We start from the raw sequence: 17,358 nt of genomic DNA on the forward strand, positions 1-17,358 counted from the left end.
AACATATTTGCTGCGGCTTCAACAACGAAGGTTATACAGACCATCCAGAAAGGCGGGAATAAAGCTCCCCGGCCCGGCAACCTGCTGCGCTACCTGCCCACCAACCTGTGACATCAGCCAGCAGGCGGTGGCAACATGATGCAAGCGATCTCCCTCCAACGCACAAAATGCAGCCACAACGGCAGAAAGTGCACAACCGGTACCGACCACCCGTGTCATTAACTTATCGCCACCACTCACCGCAAAAACACGTTCGCCATCAGTGATATAATCTACCGCACCGGTAACCGCGACTATCGCCCTGGTTTGCTGTGCTAATTGGCGGGCCGCTGGCAGTGCTGCCCGTGAGTCATCCAGGCTATCAACCCCGCGCCCCATAGCCGTCAGGCCGCTGAGAGCCATGATTTCCGAGGCATTACCGCGTATCGCTGCCGGTTTCAGCACGAGTAAATGGTGGGCAAAATCAGTGCGATAGCTCAATCCACCGACCGCCACGGGGTCCAGCACCCACGGCGTTGCTGATTGATTGGCAGCCGTAATCGCCGCCAGCATGGATTCGGCCCGTGCCCGATACAACGTACCAATATTGATCAGTAAACTATCAGCCGCAGCACTGAATTGTGCCGCCTCTTGTGCCTCAACCACCATTGCCGGGAAAGCACCCAATGCCAGCAATACGTTAGCGGTAAACGATTGCACCACCTCGTTAGTCAGGCAATGAACCAACGGTGGCGTGAGGTAAAATTGCTGTAAACCGGCTTCGGCCAGTGCATCAGGGAACGGTGTGATTGAAATGTCAGAGTGAGTGGTGTTCATGATATCCCCACCAGCGAACAAGAAGGGGTACCGTTGCTTATGAACTCAACAAGGATACCGCGACTTCCCTCCGCTGGTATAATCCAGATCAGGTAATACGGGTAAGATCTCAGCCATTGCGTTATTTAGCGCCAGGCACCCCGAGTCAACGAGCTTTATTATTAACACAATTAGCAGTAATCAAACACCCTTAGGCATAATCAGCACTTATCGCATTTTGACGCAGCCGCTATCAGTGCCTGCCCCAGTGCCAAGCCACCATCACCAGCAGGCAGGCGCTGGGGCATCAATAGCTGGAAGTCGTGCAATTGTTCGCTAAGTAATTCACGTAGCAATCGGTTATGCAGCACGCCGCCAGAAAATGCAATAGTTTCAATACCAAAGCGCTGTGCTGCCTGCCGCGCCAAAGTCGCAAACCCCTGTGCCAGAGCAAAATGAAAGGCATAAGCCCGTTCAGCCGGTGCAGCATCAAAAGCCAGCCATTGCTGCCAGAAGGTGGCCAAGTCCAATTGATTATCGCGCAGTGGCATAGTGACGGGTGGAACTGTTCTGGAACTTTGCCATGCCAGTGCCTCCAACAGGCAAGCAGCTTCTCCCTCCCAGCTGATGGCCTGCGGTATAATATTTAGCGCCGCCGCTACCGCATCAAATAACCGCCCCGCCGATGAAGCTAATGGCGCATTAATACCGCGCGCAATCGCCCGCGCCAGTACCTCACCCTGCGGTTGGGGGATCGCTGCTGCCTCGGGCACGTTTTGCCAATTCGGGACAAAACGCTGAAACTGCGCCAGTAAATTACGCCACGGCTGGCGCGAGGCCAAATCCCCACCGGGTAAAGCCACCGCAGGCAAACCGCCAACGTATTCACAATTCACATAATCCACTCGTAGGCATTCGCCGCCCCACAGTTGCCCATTCGCGCCATAGCCCAGCCCGTCCAGCGCCAGGCCTATCACCGCTCCAGCTTGACGCGGCCAACCATGCTCTGCCAGGCAAGCCGCCAAATGAGCATGATGATGCAGCACTTCCACGCAGGGAATGTTGTGTTGCGCCGCCCATTCTCGGCCAAATTGGTGACTGACATAAGCGGGATGCGCATCTACCACCACCGCCTGCGGGGTAAAATGATAAATATCGCAAAACAGCGCGAGTAACTGCTGCTGTTGCTGCGCAATATCGCGATCGTCCAGATCACCCAAATGCTGACTTAGTACCGCATTGCTGTCTCGCAGCAAGCAAAAGGTATTTTTCATATCGGCCCCCAGCGCCAAAATAGCGGGTTGCTGGCTAAACCCTGGCGGCAACTCGAAAGCGTCTGGTACATAACCTCGGGCGCGGCGCAGCATTTCAGCCCCGCGCGGCGTCAGGCGCACCAATGAGTCGTCTGCGCGTTGCACGATTTCCCTGTCGTGCAGCAGCCAGTAATCGGCAATTTCACTCAAGGCACTCAGGGCCTGTTGATTACTCAGAGCGGGCGGCTTACCTCTACCATTACCGGAGGTCATCACCAACGGGCGCGCCACCTGTTGCAGCAGCAAATGTTGCAGTGGGTTAGCCGGCAGCATCACGCCAATTTCGGGTAACTCGGGCGCAACCGCCGCACAAAGTGGGCTTTCCGGCTGTTTCGCCACCAGAACTATCGGGGCGGCCGGGCTGCGTAGCAAACCGAGCAACGCAGCATGATCAGCACCTTGTACACAGCTTTGCAGCCAATCGGCATCTGGTAACATTACCGCCAGCGGCTTGGTGGGGCGATGTTTGCGTTCACGCAAGCGGGCCACGGCGATAGCATTGGTGGCATCCACCGCCAGATGAAAACCACCCAGCCCTTTGACGGCCACAATTTCGCCCGCCAACAGTGCAGCAGCGGCTTGCTCTAATGCGGAGAAGCCCTGCGCTAAAGCCTGCCCATCCGCTCCCGTTAGCCACAGTTGCGGGCCACAATCCGCGCAGGCATTGGGCTGGGCATGAAAACGACGGTCTGCGGGGTGGTCATATTCGGCCTGACAAGCCGCACACAACGGGAACTTGCTCATGGCAGTATAGGGCCGGTCATACGGCATTTGGTGGATAATAGTAAAACGTGGGCCGCAATGGGTGCAGTTGATAAAAGGATAATGGTAGCGACGGTTAGCAGGGTTATTCATTTCACTCAGGCAAGCATCACAGGTCGCGGCATCCGGCACAATTTGGGTGTCCATCTGCCCGGCCCCGCTGTGCTGAATCACGAAATCCAGCGGCGGCCGTACCCAATGGTATGGTGTGGTATCAATGCTATCAATGTGCGCCAATGGTGGGCAATCTTGTGGCAACAGTTGCAAGAAATCTGCCACCGCTGGGGCTTGCCATAGGTGAACCGTCACCCCCGCACTGTCGTTACTAACATCCCCTTGCAGGCCAAAACGGTGGGCAAGTTGCCAGATATAGGGGCGAAAACCCACCCCTTGCACCTTACCTTTTATCCGCAGACTGAGACCGTTTTTATCCACAAAAACTCCTTCGCAAGGCTGCCAGCAACCTATTTTATAGCTTGGAGATCGCGGGGCGACTGCACCGATGGGCGCTCCGGCGACTTACGTCGCTACGACCCATCCGCCACATTTCCCCGCCTATCAACTTTTTTAATCACCTGCGACTTCAAGAACAAATGGGATCCCAAAAGCCATTGGAGTTGCAGGTAGGCAGCAAGTAAGCAAATCCCGATGAGCTGACACAAGTCAGTGATTCGGGTGCGCGAACGCAGCTAACACCCCTGCGGCTTCAAGGACAAATGGGATTAGCATATACGGGGCAATGGCTCATCCAACGGCAAATCCAGTTTACGTGAAACGCCAAATGCGCCACATAACCGCACCTGTTTATTCTCGGTCACCTGCCCGATAACGGCGGCAGCACGGCCGAGTGGGTGGCGTTGTAATTCAGCTAAAACAGCATCTTGCGCCTCAGGTGAGACCACCAGCACCAGCTTGCCCTCATTGGCAAAGTTGAGCGCATCCAGCCCGAGTAATTCACAAATGCCGCGTACCGCCGGTTTTAAGGGTAAATCCGCTTCGTTGATTTCCATACCACAGCCGCTGGCGGCGGCAAATTCGTGCAGAATCGCCGTGACGCCACCACGAGTAGCATCACGCAGCGCCCGCACACCGCTAATATGGCGTAGTGGCGCAATCAACGGTGCCAGCAGCGCGCAATCACTGGTCAGTTCCGCCTCCAGCCCCAAACCTTCGCGTAGATTTAGGATAGTTGCGCCATGATCGCCCAAGGTGCCACTGACCACGATCCGATCGCCCGCGCGGATCATCGCGGTTCCCCAGTGGATATCTGCTGGGATCACGCCGATGCCGGTGGTATTGATAAAGATCTTATCAGCCGCGCCGCGCTGAACCACTTTGGTGTCGCCGGTGACTATCTGAATGCCCGCTTGCTGTGCGGTGGCCGCCATTGAATGCACAATGCGCTCAAGAGAAGCCATCGGTAGCCCTTCTTCCAAAATAAAACCACAGGAAAGATAGCGCGGAGTCGCGCCACTCACCGCCACATCATTGGCCGTGCCGCACACCGCCAGTTTGCCGATATCGCCGCCGGGAAAGAAAATAGGATCAATCACATAGCTGTCGGTCGATACCGCCAGTCGATCCCCCTGTGCAACCAGATCCGCCAGCGCAATACGCGCCTGATCTTCCCGCTCATTCAGAGCCGGGTTAGAAAACGCCGCCAAAAACAGAGATTCTATCAAGCTCTGCATTGCCCGCCCGCCACTACCGTGTGCCAGGGTAATCTCTTGTTTATTCATTTAGTTGTGACCCATTGAAAATAATACCTAAAGTAATTGGAGTTGCAGGTAGGCAGCAAGCGAACGCATCCCGATGAGCTTACACAAGTAAGTGATTCGGGTAAGTGAGCGCCGCTAACACCCCTGCGGCTTCAAGTACGAAGGGCTATCGGTATTGATGATAGGCGGCGCAAGCCCCTTCGGAGGAAACCATCAGCGCCCCAAATGCATTATCTGGCGTGCATTCGCCACCAAACAGCGGGCATTGATCCGGTTTGCAACGCCCGGTCAATACATCGCCGCAGCGGGATCGCGGATCATCGGCCACTTGCTGCTGCTGCGGGGTGAAGCGCCGTTCAGCATCAAACGCCTGATAAGCCGGGCTAAGCTGTACACCGGAATCAGCGATTTCGCCCAAGCCACGCCACTCGCTGCGCTCTTTGGTGGCAAATACCTCGGTCAGCGCCTGTTGCGCTAGCAGGTTGCCGCTGTCGGGCACAATGCGCCGATATTGATTTTCCACCGCACAACGCCCACTGACCATCTGCTCCAGCAGCATCACCAGCCCTTGCAAAATATCCAGCGGCTCAAAGCCGGTGACCACCAGCGGTTTATTGAATTGGCTGCATATAAAGTCGTATGGCGTAGTACCAATCACCATGCTGACATGGCCGGGTGCGAGGAAACCGTCAATGCGCACATCGGGTTGTTGTAGCAGGCTGCGCAAGGTAGGAATGATAGTGATGTGCTGGCAGAACACGGTGAAGTTGGTCAGCCCCAGCCGTTTGGCTTGTTGCAGTGTTAAGGCGGTAGCAGGCATGGTGGTTTCAAAACCGAGGCCGAAAAATACCACTTCGCGATCAGGATGGCGCTGTGCCAATGTCAGGGCATCCAGCGGCGAGTAAACCACACGAATATCTGCCCCGCGCCGCTTGGCATCCAGCATTGAGCCATTACGCCCTGGCACCCGCATGGCGTCGCCGTAAGTGCAGAAAATCACCTGTGGGTGAGCGGCAATTTCCAAACAACTGTCGATACGGCCCATCGGCAATACACACACCGGGCAACCCGGCCCGTGAACAAATTCCAAACCCTCTGGCAGCAGTTGATCCAGACCAAATTTGAAGATCGCGTGCGTGTGGCCGCCACACACTTCCATAATTTGCAGCGGCAAGCGTTGTTGATCGGCAAGTTGTGGCAGTAAGGTTTCGATCCGCTGTAATAATGCACTGACCAGTGCTGGATCGCGGAATTCATCAACGTAGCGCATCATTAGCCTCGCTGGCGACATCATCCAGATCCAGCCCAACGGCTTGCATATGGGCTAATGCCGCCAGTGTTTGCCGGGCTTCGTCTTCATCAAGCAAGCTCATAGCAAACCCGACATGCACCAATACCCATTGGCCGAGCAGGTCAGACGGTGACTCGTCGCACACCAACGCGATATTGATTTCACGTTTGACGCCACTCACTTCCACCCATGCCAGTTGATGAATATCTTCCCCCACCGCAACTATTTTGCCAGGTACGCCTAAGCACATCGCTGTGCCTCCAGCCATTCAAGCCACAACTCCATTCCCTCGCCACTACTGGCTGACAGCGCAATCACCTGAATTTCAGGATTCACCTGACGGGCATAATTAATACACTGCTCAATATCAAAATCCAGATAGGGCAACAGGTCGATTTTATTGATAATCATCAGTGTGGAAGCGGCAAACATATGGGGATATTTCAGCGGTTTATCTTCGCCTTCTGTTACCGAAAGCACCGCCACTTTATGCCGTTCGCCAAGGTCAAAGCTGGCCGGACACACCAAATTACCCACGTTCTCAATAAACAACAGGCTGTCATTGCTGAGATTCAAGCGGTGCGCGGCATCATGCACCATCTGCGCATCCAGATGGCAGCCTTTGCCGGTATTGACCTGAATCGCCGGGACACCGGTGGCGCGAATGCGTTCGGCATCATGGGTCGTTTGCTGATCACCTTCAATCACCGCGCAAGGCACTTGCCCAGCCAGCAACTGCAAAGTGGTGGTCAACAGCGTAGTTTTGCCGGAACCGGGGCTGGAAACAAAATTCAGCGCCAGAATATGTTGCTCGACAAAATGCTCACGGTTATGGCTGGCTAACTGATTATTTTTGCTCAGCACATCTTGCTCGATTTGCAACAAACGGCGCTGCCCCATGCCCGGCGCATGGCTACCGGCTTCACCCTGACCATAATGCAGCCCCAGCTTGTCAGCATGAACTTGCGGGGTGAAAGGCTCAGCGGCGGGGGCGTCTGTGTCCTCGGGTTCAGTTATCGCTATCGGTTCTGGCGCTTTGCCATGATAGTGATGGTGAACATCACCCTGATGGTAATAGTAGTGGTGGTGAACAATCACCGGCTGCATCCCCTTGGCAACATATTTGTGTTTATGTTTATGCTGAATCTTTTGCGCCGGGGCATCACTTTCGTGATGATCATGGTGGTGGCCGTCATCGTGATGATGATGATGGTGATCGTCATGGTGGTCGTGGTGGTGATCATCATGTTGATGATTGTCGTCGCCCTCGATCGTTCTCTCGCCGCTGGCGCAACCACAAGTCGTACACATAGGAATTCACTCCTTCAGAATTATTCCACTTCTATCTGTTTCACCTGCAAATTGCTGCCACTCTCTACTTGCAGAGCATGGCTGCCGCAATGCGGGCACCCGGCATCATGCCGTTCAATGGCAACACTGTTACTGCACTCCCAACACCAGGCCACTGCGGGCAAGGTGCTGAGATGCAATTGGCAATTTTCTGCCAGTGTTTTGCGGCTGGCGGCCTCAAAACTGAAGCGTAAGGCACTCTCTTCAATACAGGAGAGCGCGCCAATTTCCAGCCAGACCGCGGTTATTCTTTTGGCACCGTTAAGCCGCGCCTGTTTTTCAATCAGCTCCAGTGTGCTGAGACACAAACTGATTTCATGCATGTTGATTCTTGATTTGGCTAACTTTGTTAAACAACGCCCGCCGCCGTGGGTTGGCGGGAGCATCGGCATCCACTACCGGCAGTGAGAGCGCCATACGCGCACTTTGCTCCGCCAGTTGTAACGCCTGCTCAGCACTGAGCGAGGTGTCCAGCGGTGACATCAATGAGCGGCTCAAATACTGGCCGCAACCGGTGATTTCGCTGACAATAAAACCAATGCTACCGCAAGGAAGTGCCAACATCAGGCGCTCCCCCACCGCACGACGTTGCCAGCTCTGCTGCGGCCCTGGTAATACCACTAAACTCAGCATCCACGGGGTCAATAACGCGCCAATCCATTGCTGCTCAAATAACTGAAATCCGCAGGCGCGCAGCGCAATGTGGTCACGGTAAAAGGGCAAGCCGCGCATTTCATCGGCAGCCACCTGGCCGAAAACCTGTTCCAGCAATGCCGCTGGGTTTTGCTCATGACCGGCAATAACATCAGACATGACTTTCTTCTCGTGCCTTGAGTGTGACTCCACTGGCCTGTAATGCCGCCAGAATCTGTTCCAGCGCTGGCTCTATGGCCCGCGTGACTGTCGGCGTCAGGCCGATATTCGGTGCCAGTGATTCGGGCACCACCCCCACCAGAGTGAGCTGGCGCGGGAACTCATCAGTCAATTGCAGCGCCATCAGCACATCACATAACCCCAACTGATGCGGTGACACTTTGCGGCTAAACATCGCCGGGATCTCTTTATCGCGCAGTACCGCAACACTACCCGGTGGTTGCCCGGTGAGCACCGCATCAGCCACAATCAAATGTTCGCGATTCGCCATCGCTTCCATCAGTTCCAGCCCAGCCGTGCCACCATCCAGTACGTCAAGCTCCGGTGGGATGTGAAAGCGCTGCTCCAGCGCTTCAACAATTCGCACACCGACAGCTTCATCGCTGAGTAATAAATTACCTATACCTAATACCAAAATCCCCATCACAGCACCTTGACTTTGGTCACTTCGTTGCCCGTTGTATCAACAATATGTACAGCACAGGACATACACGGGTCGAATGAGTGAATGGTTCGCACCACTTCGAGCGGTTTGGCCGGATCTGCAACCGGTGTCCCCACCAGCGCTTGCTCGTATGGCCCCGGCTCATCGTTATAATTGCGTGGGCCAGCGTTCCAGGTTGATGGCACCACCGCCTGATAGTTGGCGATTTTGCCATCCTTGATAACCACCCAGTGCGACAACATGCCGCGTGGCGCTTCTTCAAAGCCCACACCGCGAATTTCGCCGGTTAACGGAATATCCGGCTTGATAAAGGTTTCGACATCACCAGTACCAATATTGGTGACCAGCGCGGTCCATTGCTGGGCTAGGGTTTCATGCAGCACACAGCAATGCACCGCACGGCCAATAATGCGCCCCAGAGTCGAGGGCAACTGTTCGGCGGTAATGGCCTGCCCGCTCAGTTTTTGGTAAGCCGCACCGATGTCAGTGAAATGCTGTTTAGTCGGTGCATGTCCGGCGGCCAGCCCGCACATCAGCCACGCCAGCGGCCCCACTTCCACGGTTTTGCCATAGAAAGTGGGCGCTTTTACCCACGAATATTTGCCGTCTTCCTGCCAGCCGGTGTAATTCGGGTTGGTTTTCCCCTCCCACGGGGCCAGCGGTTCGTCGTCCTGATACCAAGCGTGTTTGCCGCTCTCGGCGATACCTTCTATCAAATACGGATCGTTGTGATTGGCTATCGGGCGGAAAGCCCCCTTTGCCAGATAACCGCCCGGCAGCAGGAAGGTTTCCCCTTTACGATCGGTTGGCAGCTCCGGCACGCTAAGGTAGTCATCCGCCCCTTTGCCCAGATTGAGCCAGTTCGGATAGTGAGCAGCGATCACCGCGGTATCGACCTTATAAACCTGCTCAATAAAGCTGCCCAGCCGGTCAATAAAGGATTTCACCAACATCAGGCGTTCCAGATTGAGCACACTTGGCATATCCAGATTGATTGGGTTGGCAACCCCGCCCACCGCCAGATTCTGAATATGCGGTGTTTTACCGCCGAGCACCGCCACTATACGGTTGGCATCACGCTGGCATTCCAGCGCTTGCAGGTAATGCGCTACTGCAATCAAATTGACCTCTGGCGGCAATGCCATCGCCGGATGGCCCCAATAGCCGTTGGCGAAAATGCCTAACTGCCCGCTGGCGACCAAATCTTTGATTTTCTGCTGTACCCGGGTGAACTCTTCAGCACTGTTCAACGGCCAACTGGACAACCCACTCAGCATCGCCGCCGCTTTTTGTGGCGAGGCTTGCAGCGCCGAGGTGATATCCACCCAATCGAGCGCCGAGAGTTGATAGAAATGGACGATATGGTCATGAATACTGTGCGCAGCCAGAATCAAGTTACGGATATGCTGCGCATTAACCGGCACTTCCATCCCTAATGCATTTTCCACTGCCCGCACTGAAGCAATGGCATGAATGGTGGTACAGACGCCGCAAATGCGCTGCACAATCATCCAGGCATCGCGCGGATCGTTACCTTGTAAAATTTCTTCCATGCCACGCCACATGGTGCCGGAGGACCAGGCTTTAATGACTTTGCCGTCCTCAATTTCGCAGTCGATCCGCAGGTGCCCCTCAATACGGGTGACGGGATCAATGGTGATGCGTTGGCTCATGCTTTACCTCTGTCTGATTATTCTTATGTAACTGTCCGTGAGCAGGAAGCACCGGCAACAGTCGAATCAATAAAATGTAGGCACAGACCTCAATGGCAACGAAGCCGATGGAGATCAGGATTTCACTGGTGGTAGGGAAGTAGTTGTAGCCGCCGCCGGGGTTGAAGGCTAAGAGTGAGTAATTGAGCCGCCACAGCGCCCCACCACTTATCATGCAAAGCGCCCCGATAAACAGTAAGCGGCTATCTTCTCTGGCCCGCCGAATACGGAAGATCAGTAGCGGCAAGGCCATCAGGACAATTTCAGCCCAGAAAGCGATGGCATAGCGGTCAAAATGCCACAGGTATTCCGTCTTATGGCGCACCATAACTTCACCGAGGCGAAACACGATAAACAGCAGTAAAAAGATGTCGATGATGGTGGTTAATCGTGTGAATAATGGCGCTTCATTGGCTCCCCGCCCCCGTAATCCGGCCTGTACCAGCGAGCCTTCGAAAATAACAATCGAGAAGCCCAAAATGGCGGCGGTCAGTAGGGAGAACAGCGGCAACATCTCGTAGCTTTGCCATAACGGATGGATCTTGGCACCGGCGGCGATCATTAATGATCCCATTGAAGACTGGTGCATGGTCGGCAACAGCGCACCGAGCGCGATAACAAAAAACATCACTTTGTTCAGCCGCTTGAGCGAAACTTTCCAGCCCAAGCGTTCAAACAGCGCCGGAGCAAACTCCACTGCCATCACGCCGATATAAATGGTCATACAGACGGCGGTTTCGAATAGCACCGAATTGACGTTGAAATGGCCGGGAATAAAGAAGTAAGGCAAGTTCCAGTAACGGCCCACGTCAATGGTGATGGATAGCCCACCGAGCGCGTAACCAAACAAACTGGCGAGCAGCGCCGGGCGCACCAGCGGGTGATATTCGCCTCGGTTGAACACGTAAACCGCCCAGGCCAATGCGCAGCCGCCGCACGCCAAACCGGTGCCGACCAGCAAGTCGAAAGCAATCCAGATCCCCCACGGGAAGCCGCCATTCAAGTCACTGACCGACCCCAAGCCCAGCACCAAACGTTTGACAATCAACAGCGCGCACAGCACCACAAAAGGCGCTAACAGCATCACCGGCCAACTGACCAGCCGCCCACCCAGTGGGCTGGATTTATGCATCGTCATCATGGCCGTCCTTTTTATCGTGCTTGTCAGAATCGCTGTCTTTGCGCTCATCACGGGTATTGCGATGCACCAACGCGGTGACCCCCGCCAAGACCGCCAGCGGTAGGATCATGCCTTTGTACAAGGTGTGCTGGACATGCTCAGAGCGCGCGCCGGTCGCCAGTTCTGCCAGAGGGGGTAAATCGAGTTTCTCGGTCGGAATGCCAGCCAGCACCAATACCTGAGTGCCGCCGCCCTCTTTCTCGCCATAAATATGCTGATCATAATGAGCGACCGGATGCTCGTAGGTGTCGTTGGCGCTGAGTGTTTGGCGCGGGAAGCGATAATTCTCGCCCGGTTTCAACGTCAGCCGCCGTTGTGCTTCTGACAGCAATTCTTCGCGGGTGCCGAATATCACCGCTCCAGTCGGGCAGACCTCGACACAGCCGGGCAAACCGCCTTTATCAAGCCGCTCGACGCCCTTCTGGTTGCACAATTCACATTTATGAATCTTGCCAAACGGGTTGTGATAATCGTATTTCGGCACATTGAACGGGCAGCCGACCATGCAGTAGCGGCAACCGGTGCAGACATCCGGGTCATAGTGAACAATGCCGGTTTTAGCATCTTTGCGCAGCGCACTAACCGGGCAGACGGAAACACAATTAGGATCAACGCAGTGCATACATTGCTTTTTGATATAAGCGTAGCCGTCTTCTAATTGATCTTTATGAATACCCGCACCGCTAGTCCAGACCTGAATGATATTGTTGGTATAGGGGCTGAGTTTGTCATTATCAGACCAAAGGGCTTCACCACTGACGTAGATCTCGTTGTGATTAACCTGCTGACATTTGCTCACACAGGCCTGACAGCCCACACATAATGTCGAGTCATACAACATGCCCAGCGCACCGGGGATCGGTGGTCGATTCTGTACCTCAGCTTTGCTGCTGGGGGAAAGCCCCGCCAACAGCACGCCGCCGGACGCTAATTTGAAAAAGTGACGTCGGTTCACGGCTATTCCTCCCGCGATGAGTGATCGTCATCTTTAGGGCGCTGCTTCTGTTGCCGCCCCAGTTCACGTACCGTCATCAGGCTGACACCGGCGACCAATCCCACCACGCCGCCCAGCAGTGCCGTCGCGGTCGTCGAAATCTCGCCGCCTTCTGGATTATGAATCAGGGGTTTTTCAGCACGCGGTGTCGGGTTCTCGACATTCGCCAGTTGGGCGATGCCTTTGGTGAAGCCAATCCCTTCTTCATTACAGCCATAGCAAGGGTGCCCAATCCCTACCGGCCAAATCCCGCCGCCAACATCGCAGAACTCCAGTGTCGGGCAGTTGCCGTAGGTCTCCGGCCCTTTGCAGCCGAGATGATAAAGGCACCAACCCTGCCGATGACCTTCATCGCCAAACTGGCGGGCAAAACGGCCAGCATCAAAGTGGGGTCGGCGCTCGCAGTTTTCATGGATCAAGCGGCCATAAGCAAAGGTCGGACGGTTTTTGCTGTCCAATGCCGGTGGCCGCCCGAAGGTAATGATATGGGCCACTGTTGCCAGGAAATTATGTGGATTGGGTGGACAGCCGGGGATATTTATCACGGTTTTGCCCGGTAGTGCTGCTTGCAAACTCACCGCACCAGTCGGGTTGCCACCGGTCGCTGGCACACCGCCCCAGGCGGAACAGGAACCAATAGCAATAATGGCCGCCGCATGTTCTGCAGCTTCACGGATATGCTCGACAATCGGTTTACCCGCCACCATGCAGTAAATTCCACCGTCTTTCAGTGGAATCGACCCATCCACCACCAGCACATATTTTCCTTTGTACTGCTCAATAGCCCGGTGTTTATTCTCCTCCGCTTGCTCACCAAAGGCAGCAGAGAGCACTTCGTGATACTCCATTGAGATAACACTCAACAGCAGGTTCTCAATGGTCGGGTGAGTTGAACGTAACAGTGATTCAGTACAACCAGTACACTCCTGAGCGCCAATCCAGATAACCGGCGGGCGCTGGGGTGAACTGACTGTGTTGGCAATTTCAGCAACCGCTTTGCTGCTAAGACCCATGGTGGCCGCCAATGCGGCACAGAGCTTCATAAAATCACGACGGTTAACGCCATGCTGGGAAAGCATGTTTTTTTCCCCTGTCATTATTATTCTATTGTTCACATACCCGAGATTAACAACGGGTATATCCCTATAAAAAGAATGGTTTCTGTTAATAGTTTGTAACTTTGAGTTTTTAATTAAGTTGATCTTTATCAATGGAAATTGATTGAGTGCAGACAGGGGAAATATCTGTGAACTAAAACCGTTTCAGCAACTATTTCATTTGCCAGAAATTTAAAAACCTGTCAGGTAGCAATATGACGCGGGTTAATACAATTGAATATCATTAGGCTCAATAGAGTGGCTCGCCATAATTAATTTAATTAATTATTAGTTTTTTTAGTTACTTAACTAGAAACAAAAATTTCACTTTCATAAAAAATGAAATGAGAAAAATTCGTAAATATAAATCTGACATGGCAATTTATAATTAATTTAACAGCAGCACTAATATGAATTGTTAAATCTGGCAGCCATCAGATTTTTATCAATTTCATTCAGTTTGAAGATTTGTCACCGGTGTTTTTACCCTTTTTAGTAGCACATATCAATGTTACAAAACGGATCATCATGGGATAACAGTTGAAATATAATGAGTTAATTATGTACTTTGTGCATGAATCAATTTATGGCGAAGCAAGTCGTGCCATGCTTAATTTACCGATTAATATTCAATCAGTTATATACTAAAAGGGGTGACCTATCTCCATACTAGTCAATGGGTTACGATCACAACACAAGGTAATACGGTCACTATCACACCATGCTGATATTTTAGTCGCACAAAAACTACCGCTCAATCTGTAAAGTTCAAGGGCAGATCAGACTGGACGGTGAAAATAGCTCTCTGACATTTTTCACCACATCCTCTTGATTAGCAAAAAAGGATTAAGGTGACTCCCGGCTATCTCCAGTGATTACTGGAACACCATTCGGCTGATTACTACACCGTCAAATGGCATTTCTGAATTTAAATATTCAAATTCTTTTCTATATTCGTCCATTAGCTGGCGGCGCAAATCAGTAATAGATATTTGACGAACTGTCTGATAATCGCGATTGGAAAGCAAATTCACCGTCGCTGCACGAATAACCGGCACCATCGCGATCACTCTCTTAACATCATCATCATCACCAGTGGCAATCCCTAATTCCAACTGTAAATAACGCTCCGATTTATTATCGTCCAGCGTAATGATCATGTTCTTAATTTCGACAAACTGAACCGTTTTTTCGCCTCGAACAAAAGACTTGCCAGTCGTTACTAACTCACGGTTTAACTTCGCCCAGAACGTATTACACCCCAACAAAGTTATAGTGGCTAATATGGCTAACAATAGAAACAACCATATTTTCAACGGAAATGTTACTTTCTTCCTGTTCATTGATAGTCCTTTATACAGTTATTAGAACCGTACTGTCATCACCTACAGTATTTGGCAAGATGTGTGCCAATACTTAACAAATTGATAATAAAAAATATTTTAAAACAACCAAAAATGGCCCTCTCAGCAGCAGAGATTGGCAGAGAGATACCCGCTAAAATATTTCCACATGATCAATATCACCGATAGAACCAACAACTTCTCCAGTTTATTAAAGACACTTTAAGCCACCATGATTTATTCTTTACTTTTCACAAAATGAAAACACATTTAGCCCCCGATAATGATGAGCATTTCCACAACTATTTACCCTGGGATGGTGCAAAGAATAATATGAAAAACGTCACTTATATCATTAATCACTGGTCAATTGACTTGACTTCAGGTTTTATCACTCACCAAGTGACACAAGAACAGAAACGCTTGGGTGAATACCAATTAAAACTGATCTCTGTGCTGCTGGAACATGCCGGTCAGATTTTATCCCGCGAACAATTAACCACTTTAGTATGGAAACGCCGGGTTATTGGCAATAACAGTCTGCCGAATGCTATTCACACTTTACGTATGGCACTGGGCGACAAAAATAAGCAACAGCGTATTATTCAAACTATCCCTAAAATGGGTTATCTATTGGACACCTCCTTTTGCGAACTTATTGAAAAAAGCGCCGAAGCAGAACTTGAGTCTCCCACAGAACCAATGACCGGCGATCAGGCACTATTTTCCTCCACCGCTCCACGACAAATAGTGGAAGCAGCAGAGCTGGCGGCTAATTCACCTAAAAATGAACATACTGCGGCAACACAAGTGACAATACTAGCTCAGAATAATCACGCTGTGGTGCCTATACCAGGTGCAACCCATTCCCTACAACGCATTTTTAACAGCAGACGTCTGTCAGCCAGTTTGTTGTTAGTTATCATAATTATTACCAGCTTCAGCTATTTATTACTGCAACAACAAGAGAGGCCACAATATCCCACTATCGAAAAAAAACAGGAGATGTATAACAATACCGCCTGTTCTAATCAGCCGATATCCGATGTACGCTGAATACCACTTTTCAGATTGCCCCTTGTGTTAAGCGGCAGTGAATAATGACAATTTACCACTAGCATCAGAGTATTCAGCGCGATAGAGAGAGACAAATGGTTACTGCACGTAATTGCCTGTCGATATTGTAGAGAAAACAATATCAGGCAATTACATAAATAATGTTAGAGATTTGACTTACTGAATTTATCAGCTATAAAATCATCTATCTTGGTGGCAAAAACATGATGCAACTCTTGTGATGGGTGTGAGTTATCATTAAAAGAAAAACCATGCTGAATATTCAACTTACTTTTCCTCCCGAATTCAATATATCCCGAGTGATATGACATTTCATTCTCATACCCCAGCTCTTCCGCTTCAGCCAAGATATCAATCAAGTCTTTATTAATATCATAAAAATATATATTTAAATCCTTATTTTCAATATTAAGTCTATCAACCAAGAATTCCAATCTAAAATTATGAGATTTAGCGATATTTGAAATATCTTTTTGGAACTGCTTATCTTTTATCTTTTTTACACCCGGCGTAACTGAAGGGTCAGGCATCCCCATAACCACTATGTTTTTTGCTCCTTTTTTTATCATTCTATTAATATTTTTTTCCTGACTACGGATAACTTTGTCAACATCTCGTTTATGGAATGTCATATAATCGTTTGAACCAAGGGATATGATAGCTAAATCATCATTTTTAAACTTAACCCCTTTAATTTGTTTAGACAAATTAGACATAAAACAGAACGTTGGATTTAATTTACTGTAGCTTGCAGAAACAGCACCACCTTCAGCTTTATTGATAACTTCAACATTCATATATAGTGGTGACGTCAGAAAATCAACCCACGTAAATCCATTGGTGAATCGGCCTTGATGATATTGCGACGCAGATGGAAGTAAACCAAAAGTTTTATTTAACATTCTGCCCTTAGAGTCAGAAAGACTATCACCAAAAACGAGCACTTTTTTAATACCCGTGGGATCACGCAGTTGAATATGAGAATTAGTTGCTGCTATCATTTTTTGAGCTAAGGGGAATTCTTCTTTAGTCGGATTTTGTAATGCAGAACCGTCAATAACATCTTGACTGTTGATTTCATTCTGATGCTGACACCGATGAGCAAAAATACGCGCTTCGTTTAAATTAATAAATATCATAATCCCCTCAACTATTTATAGAAAAAACCAAAATTGTTAATTAATAATACACATTAAGATACTGACACATATAAATAAACCCAACAAGACAAACATAACCCTGCTGAATACAAAATCACTTAATATACATTCATTATAGTTAGGGAATTATGGCATATATTTATAATCTATCTTTCATATTTCGCGTTTGATATTACACTTATATCTAAAATGATTCGAGTTGCAGGAGGTCAGCAACTCGAATCATTTAGGATATACTTCTATTTATT

The 17,358-nt window shown here is 50.7% G+C and carries 15 protein-coding genes, 1 pseudogene and 1 riboswitch; of the genes and pseudogenes, 1 reads left to right on the forward strand and 15 read right to left on the reverse strand.

All coding sequences use genetic code 11. From position 1 onward, the window contains the following. Positions 1 to 18: 18 nt before the first annotated feature. The 14 genes from thiM to AT01_RS09375 form a co-directional block, all read right to left on the reverse strand. A complete protein-coding gene (gene thiM, locus AT01_RS09310) occupies positions 19 to 789 on the reverse strand; it encodes a hydroxyethylthiazole kinase (protein ID WP_162484242.1) in 771 nt (256 codons plus the stop codon). Positions 790 to 864: 75 nt separating this feature from the next. Continuing rightward, positions 865 to 969, reverse strand: a riboswitch (TPP riboswitch). 47 nt (positions 970 to 1,016) lie between these two features. Next, positions 1,017 to 3,305: a carbamoyltransferase HypF gene (hypF, locus tag AT01_RS09315; RefSeq protein WP_042546946.1), complete on the reverse strand. Its 2,289-nt coding sequence runs from the start codon at positions 3,303 to 3,305 to the stop codon at positions 1,017 to 1,019. Between the two features lie 287 nt (positions 3,306 to 3,592). Continuing rightward, the gene (gene hypE, locus AT01_RS09320) at positions 3,593 to 4,609 is read right to left on the reverse strand and encodes a hydrogenase expression/formation protein HypE (RefSeq protein WP_042546947.1); all 1,017 of its coding nucleotides are present in this window, start codon (positions 4,607 to 4,609) and stop codon (positions 3,593 to 3,595) included. A gap of 145 nt (positions 4,610 to 4,754) precedes the next feature. Further along, positions 4,755 to 5,858, reverse strand: coding sequence for a hydrogenase formation protein HypD (gene hypD / locus AT01_RS09325; RefSeq protein WP_042546948.1), 1,104 nt, complete (start codon positions 5,856 to 5,858; stop codon positions 4,755 to 4,757). Further along, complete coding sequence (gene hybG / locus AT01_RS09330) at positions 5,845 to 6,129, reverse strand: hydrogenase maturation factor HybG (RefSeq protein WP_042546949.1); 285 nt, start codon at positions 6,127 to 6,129, stop codon at positions 5,845 to 5,847. Before hybG ends, hypD begins: the two co-directional genes overlap by 14 nt. After that, positions 6,120 to 7,190: a hydrogenase nickel incorporation protein HypB gene (hypB, locus tag AT01_RS09335; RefSeq protein WP_042546950.1), complete on the reverse strand. Its 1,071-nt coding sequence runs from the start codon at positions 7,188 to 7,190 to the stop codon at positions 6,120 to 6,122. Before hypB ends, hybG begins: the two co-directional genes overlap by 10 nt. Before the next feature lie 20 nt (positions 7,191 to 7,210). Next, a complete protein-coding gene (gene hypA / locus AT01_RS09340; protein WP_042546951.1) occupies positions 7,211 to 7,552 on the reverse strand; it encodes a hydrogenase maturation nickel metallochaperone HypA in 342 nt (113 codons plus the stop codon). After that, positions 7,545 to 8,042, reverse strand: a complete 498-nt coding sequence (gene hybE / locus AT01_RS09345) for a hydrogenase-2 assembly chaperone (protein ID WP_042546952.1) — start codon at positions 8,040 to 8,042, stop codon at positions 7,545 to 7,547. The genes hypA and hybE overlap by 8 nt, the downstream gene beginning before the upstream one ends. Continuing rightward, positions 8,035 to 8,526 carry a HyaD/HybD family hydrogenase maturation endopeptidase gene (locus AT01_RS09350; protein ID WP_042546953.1) on the reverse strand — a complete coding sequence of 164 codons (492 nt, stop codon included), beginning with the start codon at positions 8,524 to 8,526 and terminating at the stop codon, positions 8,035 to 8,037. The genes hybE and AT01_RS09350 overlap by 8 nt, the downstream gene beginning before the upstream one ends. Next, entirely contained in the window at positions 8,526 to 10,220 is a 1,695-nt protein-coding gene (gene hybC / locus AT01_RS09355) for a hydrogenase 2 large subunit (RefSeq protein ID WP_042546954.1), read from the reverse strand. The genes AT01_RS09350 and hybC overlap by 1 nt, the downstream gene beginning before the upstream one ends. Further along, positions 10,198 to 11,397 carry a Ni/Fe-hydrogenase cytochrome b subunit gene (gene hybB / locus AT01_RS09360; protein WP_042546955.1) on the reverse strand — a complete coding sequence of 400 codons (1,200 nt, stop codon included), beginning with the start codon at positions 11,395 to 11,397 and terminating at the stop codon, positions 10,198 to 10,200. The genes hybC and hybB overlap by 23 nt, the downstream gene beginning before the upstream one ends. Further along, the gene (hybA, locus tag AT01_RS09365) at positions 11,384 to 12,394 is read right to left on the reverse strand and encodes a hydrogenase 2 operon protein HybA (protein ID WP_042546956.1); all 1,011 of its coding nucleotides are present in this window, start codon (positions 12,392 to 12,394) and stop codon (positions 11,384 to 11,386) included. Before hybA ends, hybB begins: the two co-directional genes overlap by 14 nt. A gap of 2 nt (positions 12,395 to 12,396) precedes the next feature. Then, the gene (gene hybO, locus AT01_RS09370; RefSeq protein WP_071841507.1) at positions 12,397 to 13,530 is read right to left on the reverse strand and encodes a hydrogenase 2 small subunit; all 1,134 of its coding nucleotides are present in this window, start codon (positions 13,528 to 13,530) and stop codon (positions 12,397 to 12,399) included. 875 nt (positions 13,531 to 14,405) lie between these two features. Then, positions 14,406 to 14,873 carry a flagellar basal body-associated FliL family protein gene (locus tag AT01_RS09375; RefSeq protein WP_042546958.1) on the reverse strand — a complete coding sequence of 156 codons (468 nt, stop codon included), beginning with the start codon at positions 14,871 to 14,873 and terminating at the stop codon, positions 14,406 to 14,408. Between the two features lie 333 nt (positions 14,874 to 15,206). Here AT01_RS09375 and AT01_RS22585 point away from each other — a divergent pair. Next, positions 15,207 to 15,534: pseudogene (locus AT01_RS22585) on the forward strand (winged helix-turn-helix domain-containing protein); the annotation flags it as partial. Between the two features lie 559 nt (positions 15,535 to 16,093). Here AT01_RS22585 and AT01_RS09385 read toward each other — a convergent pair. After that, complete coding sequence (locus tag AT01_RS09385; protein ID WP_144404932.1) at positions 16,094 to 17,089, reverse strand: SGNH/GDSL hydrolase family protein; 996 nt, start codon at positions 17,087 to 17,089, stop codon at positions 16,094 to 16,096. Positions 17,090 to 17,358: the final 269 nt, after the last annotated feature.

Source organism: Yersinia aldovae 670-83, from assembly GCF_000834395.1.
GTDB classification, from domain to species: domain Bacteria; phylum Pseudomonadota; class Gammaproteobacteria; order Enterobacterales; family Enterobacteriaceae; genus Yersinia; species Yersinia aldovae.